The sequence below is a fragment of the Pseudokineococcus basanitobsidens genome, assembly GCF_037482545.1.
GTDB lineage: Bacteria > Actinomycetota > Actinomycetes > Actinomycetales > Quadrisphaeraceae > Pseudokineococcus > Pseudokineococcus basanitobsidens.
This window is the reverse complement of the sequence record NZ_JBBIAA010000033.1, coordinates 1-18,639: the sequence shown is the minus strand read 5'-3', so window position 1 is coordinate 18,639 and position 18,639 is coordinate 1. Positions and strand designations below refer to the sequence as shown.

At 79.9% G+C, this 18,639-nt stretch carries 19 protein-coding genes; 6 read left to right on the top strand and 13 right to left on the bottom strand.

The window, feature by feature from the left end; translation table 11 throughout:
- Positions 1-26: 26 nt before the first annotated feature.
- Together WDZ17_RS15905 and WDZ17_RS15900 are read right to left on the bottom strand one after the other, a co-directional pair.
- The gene (locus tag WDZ17_RS15905; protein ID WP_339576162.1) at positions 27-1,202 is read right to left on the bottom strand and encodes a DUF58 domain-containing protein; all 1,176 of its coding nucleotides are present in this window, start codon (positions 1,200-1,202) and stop codon (positions 27-29) included.
- Positions 1,199-2,224, bottom strand: a complete 1,026-nt coding sequence (locus WDZ17_RS15900) for an AAA family ATPase (protein WP_339576161.1) — start codon at positions 2,222-2,224, stop codon at positions 1,199-1,201. The genes WDZ17_RS15905 and WDZ17_RS15900 overlap by 4 nt, the downstream gene beginning before the upstream one ends.
- 106 nt (positions 2,225-2,330) lie before the next feature.
- Between WDZ17_RS15900 and WDZ17_RS15895 the strand changes: the two genes are divergently transcribed.
- Positions 2,331-3,647 carry a hypothetical protein gene (locus tag WDZ17_RS15895; RefSeq protein WP_339576160.1) on the top strand — a complete coding sequence of 439 codons (1,317 nt, stop codon included), beginning with the start codon at positions 2,331-2,333 and terminating at the stop codon, positions 3,645-3,647.
- A 150-nt stretch (positions 3,648-3,797) separates the two neighbouring features.
- Entirely contained in the window at positions 3,798-6,149 is a 2,352-nt protein-coding gene (locus tag WDZ17_RS15890; protein ID WP_339576159.1) for an EAL domain-containing protein, read from the top strand.
- Here the strand turns inward: WDZ17_RS15890 and WDZ17_RS15885 are convergent.
- Positions 6,137-6,457: a hypothetical protein gene (locus WDZ17_RS15885; RefSeq protein WP_339576158.1), complete on the bottom strand. Its 321-nt coding sequence runs from the start codon at positions 6,455-6,457 to the stop codon at positions 6,137-6,139. The genes WDZ17_RS15890 and WDZ17_RS15885 overlap by 13 nt on opposite strands.
- Before the next feature lie 187 nt (positions 6,458-6,644).
- Here WDZ17_RS15885 and WDZ17_RS15880 point away from each other — a divergent pair, with 187 nt between their 5' ends.
- From WDZ17_RS15880 to WDZ17_RS15870, 3 genes are all read left to right on the top strand, one after another.
- A complete protein-coding gene (locus WDZ17_RS15880; RefSeq protein ID WP_339576157.1) occupies positions 6,645-7,310 on the top strand; it encodes an RsiG family protein in 666 nt (221 codons plus the stop codon).
- A gap of 65 nt (positions 7,311-7,375) precedes the next feature.
- The gene (locus WDZ17_RS15875) at positions 7,376-8,245 is read left to right on the top strand and encodes a helix-turn-helix domain-containing protein (RefSeq protein WP_339576156.1); all 870 of its coding nucleotides are present in this window, start codon (positions 7,376-7,378) and stop codon (positions 8,243-8,245) included.
- Between the two features lie 53 nt (positions 8,246-8,298).
- A complete protein-coding gene (locus WDZ17_RS15870) occupies positions 8,299-9,369 on the top strand; it encodes a hypothetical protein (protein ID WP_339576155.1) in 1,071 nt (356 codons plus the stop codon).
- A 46-nt stretch (positions 9,370-9,415) separates the two neighbouring features.
- Here WDZ17_RS15870 and WDZ17_RS15865 read toward each other — a convergent pair whose 3' ends face one another.
- From WDZ17_RS15865 to WDZ17_RS15820, 10 genes are all read right to left on the bottom strand, one after another.
- The gene (locus WDZ17_RS15865; protein WP_339576154.1) at positions 9,416-10,195 is read right to left on the bottom strand and encodes a hypothetical protein; all 780 of its coding nucleotides are present in this window, start codon (positions 10,193-10,195) and stop codon (positions 9,416-9,418) included.
- Complete coding sequence (locus WDZ17_RS15860; RefSeq protein ID WP_339576153.1) at positions 10,195-10,704, bottom strand: nitrobindin family protein; 510 nt, start codon at positions 10,702-10,704, stop codon at positions 10,195-10,197. Before WDZ17_RS15860 ends, WDZ17_RS15865 begins: the two co-directional genes overlap by 1 nt.
- A gap of 84 nt (positions 10,705-10,788) precedes the next feature.
- Complete coding sequence (locus WDZ17_RS15855; RefSeq protein WP_339576152.1) at positions 10,789-10,917, bottom strand: hypothetical protein; 129 nt, start codon at positions 10,915-10,917, stop codon at positions 10,789-10,791.
- A gap of 9 nt (positions 10,918-10,926) precedes the next feature.
- A complete protein-coding gene (locus WDZ17_RS15850; RefSeq protein ID WP_339576151.1) occupies positions 10,927-11,244 on the bottom strand; it encodes a hypothetical protein in 318 nt (105 codons plus the stop codon).
- Positions 11,245-11,372: 128 nt separating this feature from the next.
- Positions 11,373-12,476, bottom strand: a complete 1,104-nt coding sequence (ygfZ, locus tag WDZ17_RS15845) for a CAF17-like 4Fe-4S cluster assembly/insertion protein YgfZ (protein WP_422632010.1) — start codon at positions 12,474-12,476, stop codon at positions 11,373-11,375.
- Between the two features lie 101 nt (positions 12,477-12,577).
- A complete protein-coding gene (locus WDZ17_RS15840) occupies positions 12,578-13,276 on the bottom strand; it encodes a response regulator (RefSeq protein WP_339576149.1) in 699 nt (232 codons plus the stop codon).
- On the bottom strand, positions 13,273-14,508 hold the full coding sequence (locus WDZ17_RS15835) for a hypothetical protein (RefSeq protein WP_339576148.1): 1,236 nt from the start codon (positions 14,506-14,508) through the stop codon (positions 13,273-13,275). The genes WDZ17_RS15840 and WDZ17_RS15835 overlap by 4 nt, the downstream gene beginning before the upstream one ends.
- Positions 14,505-15,830 (bottom strand): sensor histidine kinase, encoded by a 1,326-nt coding sequence (locus WDZ17_RS15830; RefSeq protein WP_339576147.1) that lies wholly within the window; start codon positions 15,828-15,830, stop codon positions 14,505-14,507. Before WDZ17_RS15830 ends, WDZ17_RS15835 begins: the two co-directional genes overlap by 4 nt.
- Before the next feature lie 79 nt (positions 15,831-15,909).
- The gene (locus WDZ17_RS15825) at positions 15,910-16,545 is read right to left on the bottom strand and encodes an arsenate reductase/protein-tyrosine-phosphatase family protein (RefSeq protein WP_339576146.1); all 636 of its coding nucleotides are present in this window, start codon (positions 16,543-16,545) and stop codon (positions 15,910-15,912) included.
- Positions 16,542-17,306, bottom strand: a complete 765-nt coding sequence (locus tag WDZ17_RS15820; protein ID WP_339576145.1) for a hypothetical protein — start codon at positions 17,304-17,306, stop codon at positions 16,542-16,544. Before WDZ17_RS15820 ends, WDZ17_RS15825 begins: the two co-directional genes overlap by 4 nt.
- Before the next feature lie 280 nt (positions 17,307-17,586).
- On the opposite strand from WDZ17_RS15820, the gene WDZ17_RS15815 reads away from it, so the two are divergent.
- Positions 17,587-18,294: a response regulator transcription factor gene (locus WDZ17_RS15815; RefSeq protein ID WP_339576144.1), complete on the top strand. Its 708-nt coding sequence runs from the start codon at positions 17,587-17,589 to the stop codon at positions 18,292-18,294.
- The last annotated feature ends 345 nt before the right edge of the window (positions 18,295-18,639 follow it).

The following is an 18,639-nucleotide window of genomic DNA, read 5'->3' as shown; positions in this document are numbered from 1 at the left end:
GGCCAGGGCGGGACCCGCGAGCGGGCTCACGACCGACCGGCCATCCGGTCGACGGCGCGGGCGGTGCGCCGCTGCGCGAGGACGAAGCGCGCGGTGGCGGCCACCCAGTCCTCGTCCGTGGCGAGCCGCAGGTGCGCCGCGCCGCAGCGCCGCAGCGCCGCGGCGACGGCCGCGCGGTGCTGCTCGCCCGCGGCGGCGAAGGCCTCGCGCACCTCCGCCCGCCCGGTGTCGACCTCGAGGACCTCGCCGGACTCGGGGTCGACGAGCTCGACGACCCCGACGTCCGGGAGCTCCGCCTCGCGGCGGTCCACGACCTCGACGGCCACGACCTGGTGCCGGGCGGCGAGCCGGCGCAGCGCCCGCTCCCAGCCGACGGCCCCCGCTCCCGCGCCCCGGGAGGCCTCCGCGCCCGGGGCGGCCTCCCGGCCGGGGGAGGCCGCTGCGCCCGGGGCCGCGCCGCCCTCGCCGTCGAGGAAGTCCGACACGACGACGCGCAGGCCGCGGCGGCGGTGGGCCGCGCCGAGCCGCTCGACGGCGCCCGCGAGGTCCACGGCCACGCCCCCGGGGACGGCGCTCGCACCGGTCCCCGCGCGCCCGCGCCGGACCCGCCGGCCGGGGCGGCGCGGGCGGTCGGGGACCGCCGCCGGCTCCGCGAGGCTGCGCTCCAGCAGCTCGCGCAGCGCCGCGTGCAGGGCCGTGCGGCCGGTGCGGGACGGACGGCGGACGACCCCGCCCTCGTCGAGCACCCAGGCGCCGAAGCGGTCCCCCAGCCGCGTCGTGAGGTGCCCGACGACCGCGGCGGCCGTGACCGCGAGGTGGCGCTTGTCGGTGGTCGTGCTGCCGAAGGCCATCGAGGGGGACAGGTCGACCAGGACCCACGTCTCCAGCTCGCGGTCGGCGACGACCTCACGCACGTGCGGCTCCCCGGTGCGCGCGGTGAGCGGCCAGTCCATCCAGCGCACGTCGTCCTCGCCCGGGCGGTACACCCGGCTGTCCGCGGGCTCGCTGCCCGGGCCGGTGCGCACGCCGAGGTGCTCCCCCCGCAGGTACCCCTCCAGCCGGCGGACGACGGCGAGGTCGAGGCCGCGCAGCGCGCGGGCGCGGCCGAGGACGGCGCTCGCGGCGTCGGCCGCCCCGGCCGGGGCGGCCGGACCGGCACCGCCCCCCGGCGCCGAGGACGCCGGCGCGACGGGCGCCGTCACCTCCCGCCCCCGCCGACGGGCACGGGCGGCGGCACGGCCGCGACGAGCCGCCGGACGACGTCCTGGGCGGCCACCCCGTCGGCGAGGGCGTCCAGGCTCAGGACGAGGCGGTGCGCGACGACCTCGACGGCGAGCTCGCGGACGTCCTCGGGCAGCACGTGGTCGCGCCCGCGCACGAGGGCCAGCGCGCGCGAGGCGGCGAGCAGCCCCAGGGAGGCGCGGGGGCTGGCCCCGGCCTCCAGCAGGGGGGCGACGTCGGGGGCGCCGTAGGCGGCGGGCGCCCGGGTCGCCATCACGAGCCGGACGACGTAGTCGCTGACGAGCGGGTGGACGTACACGCCGTCGGCCGCGTCCTGCAGCGCCAGGACCCGCGCCGGGTCGAGCACGGGGCGCGCCCGCGGGGGGTGCACGCTCATGCGCCGCAGGATCTCCGCCTCGTCCGCGGCGCCCGGCAGCGGCACGTCCACCTGCAGGAGGAACCGGTCGCGCTGGGCCTCGGGGAGCGGGTAGACGCCCTCGGACTCCACGGGGTTCTGCGTCGCGATGACGGTGAAGGGCGACGGCACCGCGTGCGTCCGCCCCGCCAGGGACACCTGCCCCTCGGCCATGAGCTCCAGCATGGCGGCCTGCACCTTGGCCGGGGCGCGGTTGACCTCGTCGGCGAGGACGACGTTGGTGAAGACCGGTCCGAGCTCGACGCTGAAGGCCTCGCTCGACGGCGACCAGATGCGCGTCCCGACGATGTCCGACGGGACGAGGTCGGGCGTGAACTGCACGCGCGCGAAGCTCCCGCCGAGGACGGTCGCGAAGGAGCGTGCGGCGAGGGTCTTGGCCGTGCCGGGCACCCCCTCGAGCAGGACGTGGCCGCGCGCGAGGACGGCCACGGCCAGCCGCTCGACCATCGCGTGCTGCCCCACGACGACGCGCTGCGCCTCGGCGACCGCCTCGGCGGCGTCCGCCGGACGACCCGCTCCCCCGGCCGCCCCGCCCCCGCGGTCGGTGTCGGGCTCGTCGCTCGTCACGGGCTGGCTCGTCGGCACCGGCCCATTGCACCACCGCCGCACCCGGTCGGACCTCCTGCCCGCCGGCGCCCCGTGGCCGGGCGGTGCGCTGTGGTCTCATGGCGGCGTGAGCGTGGAGCCCGGTGCGGCGCCCTCGCACGGCGCGGGGCCGGACCAGCCGGGACGGGCGTCCGCCGGCGGGGCGGGTGCGGCCGACGAGGGGGACGTCGCACCGCTGCACGCGGGCGACCCGACCCGGCTGGGCCCCTTCGGGCTCGTCGGGCGCCTGCACGCGGCCCCGGCGCCGCCGTCGGGCCGGGGGCCGCAGATGACCCCCGCGGCAGGCGACCCCGCCGAGGCCGCGGCCGTCTTCGCCGCCCACGGGCCGGACGGCGCGCCCGTCCGGGTGGTCCTCCTCGGTGCGGGCCCGTCCGGGGACGCCGCCGCGCGCGACCGCTTCGCCGCCGCCGTGCGCGGCGCCGGGGCCCGCGGCCGGGTCCTGACCGCGTCGCTGGAGGGGCCGTGGCCCTGGGCGGCGACGGCGGCGGGGGACGCGCGCACGGCGGGCGAGCTCGCCGGCTCGCCCCTGGTGCCGCCCGGTCCCGCGGTCGACGGGGACGTGCGCGGCCCGGCGTACTCGCCGCACTGGAGCGGGGGCGCGCGCCCGTTGCCCGCGACGCCGACGGGAGCCCCGACCCCCGGCGCGCCGGGGCGCCCGCGCGACCGGCGCCCCTGGGTGCTCTCGGCGGTGCTCGGGCTGCTGCTGCTCGCGGCGCTGCTCCTCCTGCTGACCGGCGCCTGCGAGCCAGACCGCGCGTCCGCCCCCACCCCGAGCCCGTCGTCGGCGCCCTCCGCCCAGCCCTCGCCCCAGCCCTCGCCGACGCCGTCCCCGTCCCCGGGCACGGGGGGCGGCAGCGGGGACGACGGCACCCCCGCCCCCGGCGAGGAGGGCTCCCCGCTGCTGCTGGGGCCCGGCGTCGTGGGCCCGTCGTTCGGGCCGGGGGACGACACCGAGGTCCTCACGCTGGACGGGCTGCCCTTCTCGTTCCGCGTCCCCGCCGGCTGGACGTGCGAGCGGGCGCCGCTGGAGGAGGTCGTGCGGTACGACTGCTCCGCGCCGACCGGGGACGCGGGCGGCTTCCTCCAGCTGCAGCCGTGCCCGGCGCCGTGCGGCGAGGCCTCGTGGTTCGCGCTGCAGGACCTCCTCGCCCCCGGTGCCACCTGGTTCCCGGTCGACGTCACCACGGTCGCCGCGGAGGACTCCGCCCCGGGCCGCGAGGCCTCCTACCGGCTGCGCATGAGCCACCTGCTCGTCGCGGGCGAGCGGGAGTCCTCGGAGCTGGACGACCTCGACACGCACCTCTACGCCGAGTTCTGGTCGAGCAGCGAGGACCGCGAGCAGGTCCAAGCCGTCGTCAACGACCTGCGGGCCAACACCCCGTAGCCGCAGCGGGCGCCACGGCCCCCGGCCGTCGCCCAGGACCGTCTTTCGGGACCGTCTTCCAGGACCGTCTCCCGGCACCGTCGCGGTGAGGCGCCCGCCGACCTGCCGGAGCGCCGTCCCCGCGAGGGCTCCCGGCCCTACCCTGGGGCCATGGGCGCAGGCGGTCGGGCCGCCCCGGGACGGGGTCCCGCCGCCGCGGCCGCCGCCGTGGGGCTGGTGCTCGTCGTGGTCGCCCTGCTCACGCCCGACGACGTCCGGGGCTGGGTGGTGCTCGGCGCCCTCCTGCCGGCCGGGCCGCTCGTGGCGCTGGCCGTCCGGCGCTTCGAGCCCGAGCGCGGTGGCCAGTGGCTGCTCGTGGCGGCCGGCGGGGTCGCCCTCTCGGTGGCCTGGCTGGGCGTGCTGCTCGGCTCCGGCGCCACCACGGCCGCGGGGATGGTCGCCCTCTACGGCTGCCTCGGGGCCTCGGCCCACCTGGCGCTGGGCCCCGCGGGCGGGTGGAGCCGGCGGGAGGGGGGTCACCGACGGGCCGGGCGCAGCGGCGGGCACCGGTGGGTCCTCGCCGTGGACGTGGCCGCGGTGGCCGTCGTGGGGCTGGCGGCGGCGGCGTGGCTGCGCGGCGCCATGACGACGCCGCCCCCGCCGTGGGCGCAGGTCCTCCTGGCCGGCGACCTCGTGCTCCTCGCCTACCTCGTCGCCCTGCTGCACGCCCGCGCCCGTGTCACGCCGTCGGTCCTCGCCCTCTCGGGCGCGCTGACCGCCCTCGTCGGCCACCACGCGCTCGTCTGGCTCGCGGGCGCCCGCACGGAGGCGGGGGCCGCCGCCCTCGTCGTCGTCGCGGCCCTGGCCGTGGTCGCCGCCTGGCACCCGAGCATGGCGGCCTTCGGGGACGTCGTGAGCCCGCTCGTCGCACCACGGCGCCAGGCGCTCGTCGTCGTCCCGGCGGTGCTCGCCCTGCCCGCGGCCGGGGCGCTCGCGGCGCTCGGCCTGCTCCCCGTGCCCGCGGCGGGGACCGCGCCGGTGGTCGCCGGCGCGGTCCTGCTCTCGGTCGTGCTCATGACGGTGAGCTTCGCCGTCTCCAGCGCCGTCGACCGCGGGCTCCTGGAGACCGACCCGCTGACCCGCACCGGCAGCCGGCTGGCGCTGGAGCGCCTGCTCGCGACGCAGATCCACTCCGGCGCGGCGCCCGTCCACCTCGTCGTCGTGGAGCTGGACGAGGTCGCCGCCCTGGCGACCCGGCAGGGTCGGCAGGCCGCCGACGACCTCCTGCGGCGCCGCTCGGCCACGCTGGTGCGCGGCCTGCCCGACGCCGTGGTCTGCCGGACCGGCCCGCAGACGCTGGCGGTCGTCGCCCCCGCCGCACCACGCGGCGGCCGGTCGCAGACCCCGCTCGAGCTCGTGGCCGCCGTGCGCGCCCAGCTCAGCCGACCGGTCGGCTCACCGGCCGCGGCGAGCCCGAGCGGCGTCCCGCCCGCGACCGCCGCCGTCCTCACGGTGCCGCCCCGCGCCGGCGTCGCGCAGCACGGGATCGCGACGCGGCGGATCGTCGACGCGCTCCTGCAGCACGCCGAGCTCTCCCTGCTCGCGGCCCGCGACCGCGGCGTGCCCGTCGAGGCCGACGTGACCCGGGACGGCGCCTACGAGCGCGCGCGGCGCCTCGACCACGACCTCGCCGCGGCGCTCACGGGGGCGGGCCAGATCGCCGTCCACTACCAGCCCCTCGTCGACCCGCGCACGGGAGCCGTCCGCTCCCTCGAGGCGCTCGTGCGCTGGGAGCACCCGGAGCTGGGGTCCGTGGCGCCGGACGACTTCCTCGCGGCCGCGTCGCTGCAGGGACGCGCCCGGGACCTCGACGACCTCGCCCGGCGCCGGGCCCTCGCGGACTTCGCCCGCTGGAGCGCGGCCGGGGTGCAGCCCGAGCACGTGGCGGTGAACCTCTCCGCCGCCAGCCTGGAGTCCCCCGACCTCGTGGAGCGGGTCGTGGCCGACCTGCGCGCCAGCGGGGTCGAGCCGGGCGCCCTCGTGCTGGAGGTCGTGGAGCAGGAGCGGCTGCGGGACCTGCGGACGGTCGCCGACCGCCTCGCGAGCCTGCACGCCCTCGGCGTGGGCGTCGCCGTCGACGACTTCGGCGTCGGGCACGCCGCCCTGCACTACCTGCTCCACCTGCCGGTCACGACCATCAAGCTGGACCGCTCCCTCGTCGCCGAGGTGCTCACGCCCGACGGGCGGGCGCTGCTCGGCTCCGCCGTCGCCCTCGCCACGTCGCTCGGGGCGACCGCGGTCGCGGAAGGCGTCGAGTCCGCCGACCAGATGCGCGCCGTGGCGGAGCTCGGCTTCACGCTGGCGCAGGGCTTCCACTGCGGGCGGCCCCGCCCGGTGGGGGACACCGAGCTGCTGCTGGCGGACGAGCGACGCCGGGCGGCCACCGGCCCGGTCCGGCCGGCGGCGACCCCGGCCGCAGCGGCCCGGGGCGTCCGGCAGGAGCCCTCGGGTCAGAGGTCGTAGGCCGCGCTCGCGCGCAGCGAGTCGAGCCGCGCGCCGTCCCGCGTCCCACCGCTGCGGCCGAGGGCCGCCTCGAGGGCCGCCTGCACGAGCTCCCGTGCGCCGGAGTCGTCCTCGGCCTCGACGAGGACGACGAGGTCGGCACCGCCGCCGTCCTCGTCGACGCGGACGTCGCTGCCGGTCGGGTCGTCCTCCCCGTCGGGGAGCACGGGTGCGGGCAGGTCAAGGTCGGCGAGCAGGCGCCGGACGTCCGCGGCGTCCACCGGGGCGTCGAAGGAGAGCACGGCGTCGACGCGGTACAGGGTCGGCATGCGCCCCAGCATCGCGCGGCAGGCGCGAGGACGCCCGCGGGCGCGGTCGCTCGCCTACGCTGACCGCGTCCGGGCGTCCGACGGCCGGGGTGCAGCCGGACGACCCCGGACCGGCCCGGGGGCCCGAGGGCAGGGCGGCGGGGGCAGGGCACCGGCAGCAGGGCAGCGCGACAGCGGAGGCGGCGACGTGAGCACGACGAGCGGCACGGGGAACGCGGGGACGACGTCCGGCCAGGCCCCGGACGGGTCTGCGCGCGGGTCCGACGCCACGTCCGAGGGCGACCCCACCGGCTACCGGGAGGGCGGCTCGCGCCGGATCGACGCGGTGCTCTCGCCCGCCTTCACCGCCGACCTCACCTCCCTCGCGGACGCGGAGCTGGGCGAGCGCCGCGAGCTGGCGGTCGCCGAGGAGGCGGACCTCGCGTACACGCGCCGGCTCGTCGACGGGCGGCTCGACCTGCTCCTGTCCGAGCGGGCGCGCCGCGAGCGGTCCGAGCGGACGACCGGGCTCGGCGAGCGCAGCGACGACGAGATCGTCGCCGGTCTCGTGGAGGCCCTCCTGCGCCCGGCACCGGGCGACGCCCCGGGCCGCCAGGACGACGCGGCGCGCGAGGTCGTCGACGCCCGGGACATGCCCGTCGTCCCGAGCGGTGCGGGGACCTACCACCGGGACGCCGAGCGGGCCTTCGCCGACGTGCGGTTCAGCGACCTGGGCTCGCTCGACGACGCCGACCTCGACGGGCACGCCGAGCTGCTGCAGGCGCTCGAGCAGCGGCTCAGCGCCGACCGCGCCCGGGTCCTCGAGGTCCTGCGGCTCCTGCGGCGGGAGGCGCACGCCCGGACGACCGCCTGACCCGACCGTCGACCGGAGCGGCGACCCGCTTGCCAGAGCAAGCACCCCCGGCGCACCATGGGGGCATGGCCAAGGTGCTCGGGGTGGACGTCGGCGCGGTGCGCGACAAGATGGGGGGTCACCGGGTCGGCGACCTCTCCGGCGGCCTCGGCAGCGCCGTGGGCGCCGTCGGGGACCTCGGCGCCTTCCTGCGGGAGCAGCGCGAGCAGGCGCAGATGTCGCTGCGGCAGCTCGCCGCCGCCGCGGGGGTGAGCAACCCCTACCTGAGCCAGGTCGAGCGTGGGCTGCGCCGTCCCAGCGCGGAGGTGCTCCAGCAGATCGCCCGGGGGCTGCGCATCTCCGCCGAGGCGCTCTACGTCCGCGCCGGCATCCTCGAGGAGCGGCCCGGCGCCGACGGCGACGTCCGTGAGGCCCTGCTGTCCGACCCGTTCCTGTCGGAGCGCCAGCGTCAGGTCGTCCTGGAGATCTACTCCACCTTCCGGGCCGAGAACGCCCGCTCCGAGGTCCCGACCGCACCCGGCGGCCCCCGGCCGGCGGACGGCGGCGACGAGCCCGCGGCGCCGGCACGGACCGCGTCCCGCCGCCGCCGGCGGACCGCCCCGGCACCAGGGCCCGCCGTCGGGGGGTCCGACGACGAGGGCCCCGGTGAGCAGGGGGCCGGCGAGCAGGGGTCCGGTGAGCAGGGGTCCGGCGAGCAGGGGTCCGGCGAGCAGGGATCGGGCGAGGGCTCGGGACCCCGGAGCACGGCACCGGCTTCCCGACGGGCACCGGCGCGCTCGCGCCGACGCTCGCCCGGCGGCCGGCCCTCGCCCCGGGACGTCGCCGAGGAGGCGGGGCTCACCGTGCCGTCGGAGCCGTCGCCGCAGGAGTCCGCCGCCACCCACCCCGCCGACGGGACCCCCGAGGGCGCTGACGCCGCCCGTCCGACGACCTGACCGGGCCGGCGCACCCGCCGCCCGTCGCCACCGCCTCCCGGAAGGAGCCAGCCATGGCCCTCGCCCACGACCTCCGCAAGACCGCCACCGACCTCGGCTACACGCTCGTCGGCGTCGTCGACGTCGCCGCCGAGCAGGCCAAGGACGCCCGTGCCCGCGCCCGCACCCGCCGCCAGGAGGTGCTCGGCCGCGACTACGTCGCCGAGGCGCGCTCGGCCGTGGGCCGGCTGCAGGCGGCGCCGACGACGGCCGTCGCCCGCGGCCTGGAGGCCGCCAGCCGGACGCAGGGCGTCGTCGACGGGCTCACCGCGCGCGGTCGCCGCGTCGTCGAGCACTCCTCGGCGGGCGACGCGGTCCAGGAGGTGGCCGACCAGGCCGGCGTCACGCTGGACCAGGGGCGCCGCGCGGCACGGACGGCGCGCGACGGGGCGGCCGACACGGCACGCACGGCCACCCGGCAGGCCCGGGCCGCGGCCGCGGAGGCCGTGGCGCCGCAGGACGCGACGACCACGGACGACTCCGCGACCCCGTCGCCCCGGAGCCGGGGCACGGGCACCCGCCGGACGGCGACCGGCGGCGGCTCGGGCACGGGCGGCTCGGGCACGGGCGGCACGGGCACGGGCGGCTCGGGCACGGGCGGCACGGGCACGGGCGGCTCGGGCACGGGCGGCACGGGCACGGGCGGCTCGGGCACGGGCGGCTCGGGCACGGGCGGCACGCGCAGGAAGGCCGCGGCGGGCACGGGCTCCGGGACGGGCAGCGCCCGCCGGGGCGGCGCCGGCACGGGCTCCCGGACGGGCGCCGCGGGCACGGAGGACCCGGGGAAGGACACGCGGAAGGACACGGCGAAGGGCTCTGCGAAGGACACGGCGAAGGCCTCGCCGAGCGCCGCCGGCGACGGGACGTCGGGCACCGCCCGACGCCGCACCCGTACCGGGGAGGGCTCCGCCCGCACGACCACGAGCGTGGCCCGGCGGCGCGCCGAGGCGGCGCGGTCCGCGGCCGCCGAGGCGGCGGGCAGCGCCGGCAGCACGGTCGAGGCAGCCGCCGGGGCGGCGCAGCAGGTCGCCGAGGAGGCCGGCTCCGGCGGCGCGGGCCCGTCGGGCACCACCGGCCGCGCCTGAGAGCTGCGCGCGACCGGGTGGCGAGCGACCGGGGGCCGTGAGGCCGTCAGCGCGAGCCGGTCGGGAACGCCTCGTCGAGCAGGCCGTCGGGGAGCACGCCGTCGGGCAGGCGCTCCCCCAGGTCGCGCAGGCCGTCCTCGACGTCGTCCGGCACGAGGTCGCCGGCGGCGTCGCGCAGGTCCTCCAGGCTCGGCGGACGTCCGGAGGCCAGGTCCGACAGCGCCCCCGCCCCGGGGACGTCGATGTCCGCGAGGAGGTCCTCGGCCCGCCCGGCGAGGTCCAGCGAGCTCCGCAGCTCGTCCCGGGCCTGCTCCACCTGCGGCAGCAGGTGCTCGCCGCGGATGGTGGCGAGACGCTCGCGGGCGGTCGTCGTCGCCTGCTGGAGCTCGCCCAGCGCGTCGAACGCCGACCGCAGCGCGCCGACGTCCAGGCCCTCGCCGCCGGTGAGGGCGTCGCGGGCGTCGTCGACGCCGGTGACGACCTGCTCCAGCGCGGGCAGCCCGTCGGTGGCGAGCCCGTCGACGGCCCGTGACGACGTGGTCAGCGCGGCGAGGTTCTCCCCGCCGAGCGGGAAGCGGGACGCGAGGCGCCACAGCGGGTCGTCCGTCGCGTCGCGGGCACGACGGGCGTCCTCGCGGACGTCGTCCGAGGCCCGGGCCAGGGCGTCGGGGTCCACCGCCGTCACGGCGTCGACCACGGCGGGGACGCCGTCCCGGACGTCCTGCAGGGCGGAGTAGGCCACCCAGCCTCGCGAGGCCGTCCAGGCGGCGGCCGCGAGCACGAGTACGACGCCGAGCAGCACGAGCCGCCCGACGACGCGACGCATCAGACCTTCTTCAGCCGGGCGGAGGCGACCGAGCGCATCGGCTCCGAGCCCGCCGCGACGTCCAGCGCCCACAGCAGGTCGCCCTCGACCTGCCCGTAGATCCGCTGGCCCCGCGTGTGGGTCCCGGTGGAGGAGGAGGTGCGCGCCACCAGGTCGGTCGCCAGCTCGAGCCTCGTGCCGGTCGCCCGGCCGACGTAGATCTCCACCGCCCCCTCGGGCTGCGCCAGCAGCAGCTCGACCTGGACCCCGCCCCGGCCGTCGTCACCCGTGCGCCACATCCCGACCTCGGAGGTCATGGGCTCGGTCGGGCTGCCGTCCTCGTCCAGGAACCAGCTCTGCGACCGGTGCACCAGACCGCCGCGACCGTCGTGCTCGAGGACCAGCTCCTGGCCGAAGCGACGCTCCGGGGCGTCGGGGTAGCCGGCGACGCCGGCGCCCTCCCACCGGCCCTGCATCCAGGCGACGGGGACGAGCGAGGGGGGCAGGTCGGCGCGGATCTCGTAGGGCACGGGGCGGTCCTCCCTGGCTGGTCGGCGGTGGTCGGTGGTGGTCCGGTGGCGCCGCGGGGGCGTGGCCCGGCCCCGGCGGCTGCGTCAGCGCTGGCCGGTGAAGAGCTTGTAGACGACGTAGACCGCGAACCACCCGATGACCAGGGCGGACAGGACGAGCAGCGAGGTGTAGAACGCCTCGAGCGCCCCGATGTTGATGTTCTCCACGTCCATGGGGCGAGGCTACCGGGGCGCCGTCGGGGCGGCCCCGCGCGCGTCCCGCCGCGGCCGCCCGGACCGGTCGCCCGCGCGGCGGCGACGACGGGCGAGGGCGGCGGCGACGACCGCCACGGCCAGCGCGGGCGGGACGAGCAGGTCGGCGACCGTGAGCCCGTGGGACGGGCTGACGACGTGCAGGACGGGTCCCTCGACGGGGCCGTTGACCAGCCACCAGGCCACCCCCGCCGCGGCGACCGCCACGACCGCGAGGGGGCCGGGGCGCAGGACCGAGGCCAGGGTCGCCGCGGCGAGCGCTGCCAGCACCACCGCGACGACGACCACCGGCCGACCTTACGGCGACCGGCGCCCGCAGGGGGCCGGTCCTCCGGGTCCCCGGGCGCACCGGCGGCCGACCGGACGCCGGTGCCGACGCTCCGGGCCCGGTGCCGGGCCAGGTGCCGGGGCGGGTGTCAGGGCCGGACGACGACCTCCTGAGCGGCGGTCACGGCACCGCCGGTCGGGACGGCGGCGAGCAGGACGGCGTCCACGGGCGTCGAGCGCTTGACCACGGCGAGGGCGACCGGGCCGAGCTCGTGGTGGCGGGCGGACGTCGTGATCGTCCCCACCGCCCGGCCGGGGGCGCCGTCCTCGCCCGGGAGGTGGACCGGGCTCCCGGCCGGGGGGAGGTCGTGGCCCGAGCCGTCGAGGTGGAGGGCGACGAGGCGGCGCGGCGGCTTGCCGAGGTTGTGCACGCGCGCGACCGTCTCCTGCCCGCGGTAGCAGCCCTTGCGCAGGTGGACTGCCGTCCGCAGCCAGTCCAGCTCGTGCGGGATCGTCCGGTGGTCGGTCTCGGCGCCGGCGCGCGGGCGCCACGCCTCGACGCGCAGCGCCTCGGCCGCCCAGCTGCCCGCGAGGTCGCGGTCGGCCGTGAAGGCGACGAGCTCCCCCCGCGGGACCAGCACCTCCCGCCACGGACGCGCGGCGCCCGGGTGCTGCCCGTCCGGGACGTCGGAGTAGGCGGTCCCCTGCGGGGCCGTCGCCGGCCACGGGTCGACCCACGCGAGCGGCTCGCCGTCCACGCTCTCGCGCCGGACCGGCTCGCCGACGACGGCGACGCGGTCGGTGACGTCCTCGACCTCGACGCGGAGCATGAACCGCATGCGGTCGAGGAAGTCGCCGACCGGTCCCTGGGCGCCGGGCTCCACGGTGACCCACGCCGCCTCGCCGTCGTCGACGACGTGGAGGGCGTGCTCGACGTGGCCCTTGGGGCTCAGCAGCAGCGTCTCGGCGCTCGTGCGCGGGGGGAGGTCGGCGAGGGCCTGCGTGGTCAGCGAGTGCAGCCAGGTCAGCCGGTCGGGACCCGAGACCCGCAGGACGCCACGGGTGGAGAGGTCGACGAGCGCCAGCCCCTGCTGCAGGAGGCGCTGCTCGCGCACCGGGTCCCCGTAGTGCCAGGCCGTGCCGGCGTCCACGCCCTCCGCCCCCACCGCCCCGGGGAGGTCCAGCAGCGGCGACGGCGGCGCCGCCGGCTCCGTCGCCCCCTCCTGCGCCGTCCCCGCCGGGCTCCCGGGCACGGCACTCCTGCTCTCGGTCGTGACGTCGCTCACGCCCGGGCAGCGCCGGCGGGCCGGGCCGTGTTCCCCCCGCCGCGCCGGAGCGCCGTCCGCCGGGCCCGTCACGACCGGCCGGCCGGCCCGGGACCGTCGACCTCGTCGGCCCACCCGTCGCGCTGGCCGACCTCGTACCAGTCGATCCGGCCGTCGATCCGCACGCCGCGCTCGGCGTACTTGCGGCGCGCCCGCTGCAGGTAGGTGCGCACCGTCGCCTCGCCGACGCCCATCTGCCGCGCCACCGTCCGCAGCAGCAGGCCCGAGCCGAACAGGACGAGGGCCCGGCTCTCCTGGGGGCTGAGGGCGGGCCGCCAGCCGTCGCCGCCGGCGAGCACCTCGGCGAGCTCCGGCGTCACGTGCGACTCGCCCCGTGCCGCGGCGCGGACCGCGGCCAGCAGGTCCGTCCGGCCGCTCACCTTCGGGACGTACGCGAGGGCGCCCGCCTCGACGGCCCGCTGCACGGACGCGGGCTCGGCGTCCGCGCTCATCACGACGACGGCGCACCCCTCGGCGACGAGCCCTGCCACGGTGGCCGGCGGCGAGGAGCCGTCGTCGAGGAGGAGGTCGAGCACGACCACGTCGGCGGGGTGCTCCGGGTCTGCCCGCAGCGACGCGACGTCGAGGTGGGTGCCGACGAGGCGGACGTCGTCGCCCGCGGCGGCGCACCACGCCGCGACCCCGTCGAGGATCACGGGGTGGTCGTCGACGACGGCGACACGCACCGGCTCCGCACGCACCGAGCCCCCCGGCGCCGCCGCGCTCACCGCGGCTCCCCCCCGTCCTCGGCCGCGTCGCGCGCCTGCACCTCGAGCACGAGCAGGCCGTCCTCCTCCGCGATCCAGGGACCCGCCGCGAGCGCCGCACGCAGGTCCTCGGCGAGCGGGTCCTCGCGCAGCTCGTCGGCCCCCCGGACGGCGAGGACGGCGCTGCCGGGCAGGAGGGTCGCCCTCACCTCGCCGCCGTGGGAGCGCGCCAGCCGCACCAGCGCGAGCAGCGCGTCCCGCTCCCGCGGCCCCAGCCCGTCCGGGCCGCCGCGCCCGTCCGCCGCCCCGGACCGACCGACCCCGGGGACGTCGCCCCCTCCGGAGACCGCCCGGACGACGACGGGCGGGGTGGGCGCGCCCTCCCCGCGCCCGCCGGGCACGGGCACGCCCACGCCCGCGGGGTCGGCCGACAGCGCCTCGTCCAGCCAGGTGCGGCGACTCCCCTGGAGCAGGTGCGCGCGCAGGCGGCGGGAGGCGGTGGTGGCGCGCTCGACGTCGTCGTCGCCGAGAGGGAGCCCCGCGCCCGCGACGACGCGCTCGAGCAGCGGCCCCACCTCGAGGCGGGCCGCCTCGAGCCGCGCCTCGCGCTCGCCGTCCGCGACGGCCGTCGCCCGGCGCCGGACCTCCTCCGCGGCGGCCTCGGCCTCCGCGGCCCGGCGCGCCTGCGTCAGGCGCGCCACGAGGTGCAGGTAGGCGGCACCGGCCGCCACCGGTGCCGCCGCCGCGGCGGCCACCTCGGCCCCGCGGGCGAGCGCCACCGCCGGGGCGTCCGGGTCGTGCAGGAGCGAGCCGCCGAGCAGGACCAGGACGTGGAGGGAGCCGGCGGCGACGACCGGGCCCAGGGGGCGCACGGCCAGGAGCGCGAGCGCCGCGAGCCCGCCGCCCGTCACGGTGAAGAGGCCGTCGCCGTAGACGTCGACGTGGGCGGTGAGGACCACGGCGACGACGTCGACGGCCAGCAGGACGAGCACGGCGCCGAGCACGACGGGGCCCGCGGCGGCGCGAGGGGTCCGGGCGCTCGCGGCGACGAGCCCGCCCGCCACGAGGACGAGGACCGTCAGGGCGAGCGCGGCGGCGGGCCGGGAGGAGAAGGTGCCGGGGGCCGCGAGCAGCACGCGCAGCCCTCCCTGCACCGCCACGAGCGCGACGACGACGAGCAGGAGGCGGCGCCCGTCGAACAGGGCGTCCCCCAGCCCGGTGCGCCACCAGGGCACCGCCGCCGCCGCGCTCACGCCCACCCCCCGCGTCCGAGCGCCTCGGCCGCGTCCTCGGCCGTCCCCGCCCCCGGTGCGGGCGCCGGGACGGCCAGGGCCACGACGGTGCCCCGCCCCGGCCGTGACCGGACGTGGGCGCTGCCCCCGGCCTCGGCGAGCCGCCACCGCACGGACCCGTCGAGCCCGAGGGAGCCGTCCCGCACGTCCGCCGGGTCGAAGCCCGTCCCCGCGTCGACGACGAGGACCGAGGCGCCGTCGGGGCCGCAGGACCACACGAGGACGGCGGAGTCCGTGCGCGCGTGCCGGACGACGTTGCGCAGCCCCTCCCCCGCGGCACCGAGGAGGGCCTCGACCTGCCGCGGGCCGGGGCCCGGCGCGGCGTGGCGCTCCGGCGGCCGCCCGGGCCGGTCGCCCGACCACCCCTGCGCGCGACGCAGCTCCACGTGGACCCCCTCGGCGGCGGTGCGGGCGGCGAGCCGGCGCAGGCCCTCCTCCAGCGACGGAGGCCGCGGGACTCCCGGCGACCCGTCCCGCGGCGGCTCCGGCGACCGGTCGGGCTCCGGCCGCGGGGCCGGGTCGGACTCGACGAGCAGGGCCAGCGCCTCGGCGGCCAGCTCCCGGACGGCGGCCGTGCGCCCGGCGTCGGCGTCCACGAGCGTCGCCAGGGCGCCGAGGACGACGTCGTGCAGCCGGGCGTCGAGACGGCGGCGGGCCGCCGCCGCACCGCGGGCGACCTGCAGGTCCACCGCCGCGGCCCGGCGGACCCGGAGCGCCTGCTCGGCCCGCGCCGCGCTCTGCTCCGCGACGACGAGCGTCCCGACCGCGAGCAGCGCGGTCACGACCGGCGCGACGACGTCGAGCGCGCCGGCGCCGGCCAGGACGGCGCTGGCGGAGGCGACGGCCAGGGTCGCGCCGCCGGCCACGACGGCGCGCCCGAGCACCACGGCGACGCGCCCGCGCGTGCCCGCCACGAGCCACAGCACGGCGGAGGCGGTCGTCGGCAGGACGCGCAGCACCCCCGCGAGCTCGGCGGGCGACCCGGCGGCGGCGAGCAGGGGCAGCGCCGGCGCGGCGAGCACCCCGACGACGAGCGGCACGGCCACCGGCAGACCGGCCAGCAGGTGACCGGCGGTCAGCAGGAGCCAGACGAGGACCACGACGGCGGCGAGCACGACCGAGGGGCTCGTGGGTCCGGGGGTGAGCGCGGCGGCGACGAAGGCCGCCAGGACCCCGACCTGGAGGAGGACGGCCACGACCCCGGTGAAGACGCGTCGTCCCCGCTCCAGCAGCCGGCGGAGCCCGGGCTCGTCCTCCGGGTGCGGGGAGCCGGCCGCGGGCACCGCCGCAGGGGAGGTGCCGGCGTGGCGGGGCCCCGCGCCGGACCGGGCGGTGGCCGCGCCGTGGGGGCCCACCGCCGGCTCAGCCCGTCGGCGGCGCCGCACGCCACGTCCCCGCGCGGCCACCGGGGACCCGGCGCTCGACGTCGGCTCCGGGCCCGAGGACGCGCCCGAGCACCGCGACGGCCCCGGCGACGACGGCGGCGCTGTCGGCGAAGCCGCCCGCCGGGCCGGCCAGGGGGTCGAGCACGTCGTCGTCCTCGGGCCGGCGCGGGGGGCCGGCGTCCACCCGCCGTCGAGCGGCCGCGGCCGCCGCGGCGCGGACGCGGGCGGCGGGGTCGCGCCCGGGGACCCTGGCGCCGTCGAGGAGGCGGGCGAGTTCGCGGAGGGTGAACGTCCACCGGGCCGCCCGCGGCGCGGTCCGCAGCACGTCGGCCGCGTGCGCGCGGGTGAGGGCCAGCACGAGGTCGGCACCGAGGACCGCCCCCGGCTCCGCCCGGCGGGCGCTGAACCCCTCGACCGAGCCGCCGTGCTCGAGGACCGGACCGACGGCGCCGGCGGCCATCGCGGCTCCCGGGACGGCGCGCAGGCCCGCCGCCACGACCTCGACCCCGGGGCCCAGGGCGGGCACGAGGAGGCGCTCGACGGTGGCGGCCCGGCACGTGCCGTCGCCGCAGACGGCGAGCACGCGGGCCGTGCCGGTCAACGTCGGGCTCACGGTCCCACCACCAGGGCGAGGAGCTGCACGGGCACCGCGGCCAGCGACACGGCGGCGACGCCGACGACCGCCGCCCGGCGCCGGGACGCGGCGCGGGGCAGGGCGACGAGCAGCCGGTCGACGACGGCGACGACACCGGCCACGACGAGCCCGGCGACCGCACCGACGAGCGCCGAGAGGTCCTCGAGACCGCCCGCGACGAGGGCGCCGGCCGCGGCGGCGGCCACGAGGCCGACGGCTCCCGTGAGCCGCTGCGGCCACGGCAGCGCCGAGACGACCAGCGCCGCGGCCGCGGCGGTCGCCCCCACGAGCACGGCCCCGGGCCGCACCACCGCCGCCGAGACCCACCCCGACGCGAGCGCCGCGAGGGCCGCGCCGGCCACGGTCGAGGCCACGGACTCGGCGAGGCGGGGGCGTCCGTCCGTGCGCAGGACCTGGTGCACGAAGGCGGCGACGACGGACAGCCCCAGCACGACCAGGACCCCCGCCCCGGCGGCGTCCGGAGCCGCGGCCAGGGCCGGGCCGACGTCGCTCGTCACGTGGACGGCGACCACGACGGCGACGGCGGCGAGAGCGGCCAGCGCGACGACGACGCCGGCCCCCGTCGGCGAGGGCACCGCGAGCAGGCGGGGCCAGCCCCACGCGAGCAGGAGGCCGAGCAGGGCCACGACGGGCGCGAGCAGCAGGGGCGACCCGAGGGCCGCGGCGGCGAGGAGGACGCAGGCGACCGTCCCGGAGGCGGCGGGCACGACCCGGCTCACCGCGGTCGCCTCCTCACGCACGTCATCCTGGCACGCGCGAGTCCCCCGGCCGGGAGTCTCCCGTCCACCCGTCCGGTTCTCCCGGTGCCCCGGCCCCTCCCGGGGCGGCCGGCGAGGGCGCGTCCGCCGCTCGCCGCGGGGCTGCCGGGCCCCTCTATCCTCGGACGCCGAGGACCCGCCGTGGTCGCGGCGCCCGGCCGGCCGCCGACCCGGACGCGCGGTCCACGCCGTCGTCCCGCCCGGGCGGGCGGTCCGGACGGTCTCGGAGGAGGTGGCCCCGGTGCAGCTCCTCCTGCTCACCAACGCGCTGGCGCCGTCCTCGGAGGTCCTCCCCGCCCTGGGCCTGCTCGCCCACCACGTCCGGGTCCTGCCCGCGGAGCCGGCCGTCCTCGTGGACGCCCCGACCGCCGACGCCGTCCTCGTGGACGGACGCCGCGAGCTCGCGGCCGCGCGCTCCCTCACGCGGCTGCTGCGGACGACGGGGATCGCCTGCCCGCTCGTCCTGGTGCTCACCGAGGGCGGGCTCGCCGCGGTGGCCGCGGACTGGGGCGCCGACGACGTGCTGCTCGACTCCGCCGGGCCGGCCGAGGTGGAGGCGCGCCTGCGCCTGGCCGTCGGGCGCGCCCGGCTGGCGGGCGACGACGGCGAGGACGTGGACGAGATCCGCGCCGGCGACGTCGTGATCGAGGAGTCGACGTACACGGCACGGGTGCGCGGCCGCGTGCTCGACCTCACGTACAAGGAGTTCGAGCTCCTCAAGCACCTCGCCCAGCACCCGGGACGGGTGTTCACCCGCGCGCAGCTCCTGCAGGAGGTGTGGGGGTACGACTACTTCGGCGGCACCCGCACGGTGGACGTCCACGTGCGGCGGCTGCGGGCCAAGCTCGGCACCGACCACGAGCAGCTCATCGGCACCGTGCGGAACGTCGGGTACCGCTTCGTCCCGCCGTCGCGGGAGCGGCAGGAGGGCGAGCCGGTCGACGCCTGACGCCCGACGCCCGACGCCCGACGCCCGACGACGGTGACCGCGACGGCGGAGCGAGGGTCGTCGCTCCCGCCGGCGAGCACGGCCAGCCCTGCCCGGCGTCCACAGACCCGACGGCTGCGCGGTCGTCCACAGCTCTCGCGGTGCGTGGGTCGTTGTCGGACCCTACGGCTACCGTTCCCTTCAGTCGAACACCTGTTCGACATTGGTGACGGGGTGGACGGGGTGGTGCGCGTGGCTCTCGACGACCGGCCGCCCGTGCCCGACGGCCACGACCCGGACGAGGACCCGGACGCACGCCCCACCCAGGACCCGGCCGAGGACCCCGCCACCGGTGGCGGGGCCGGT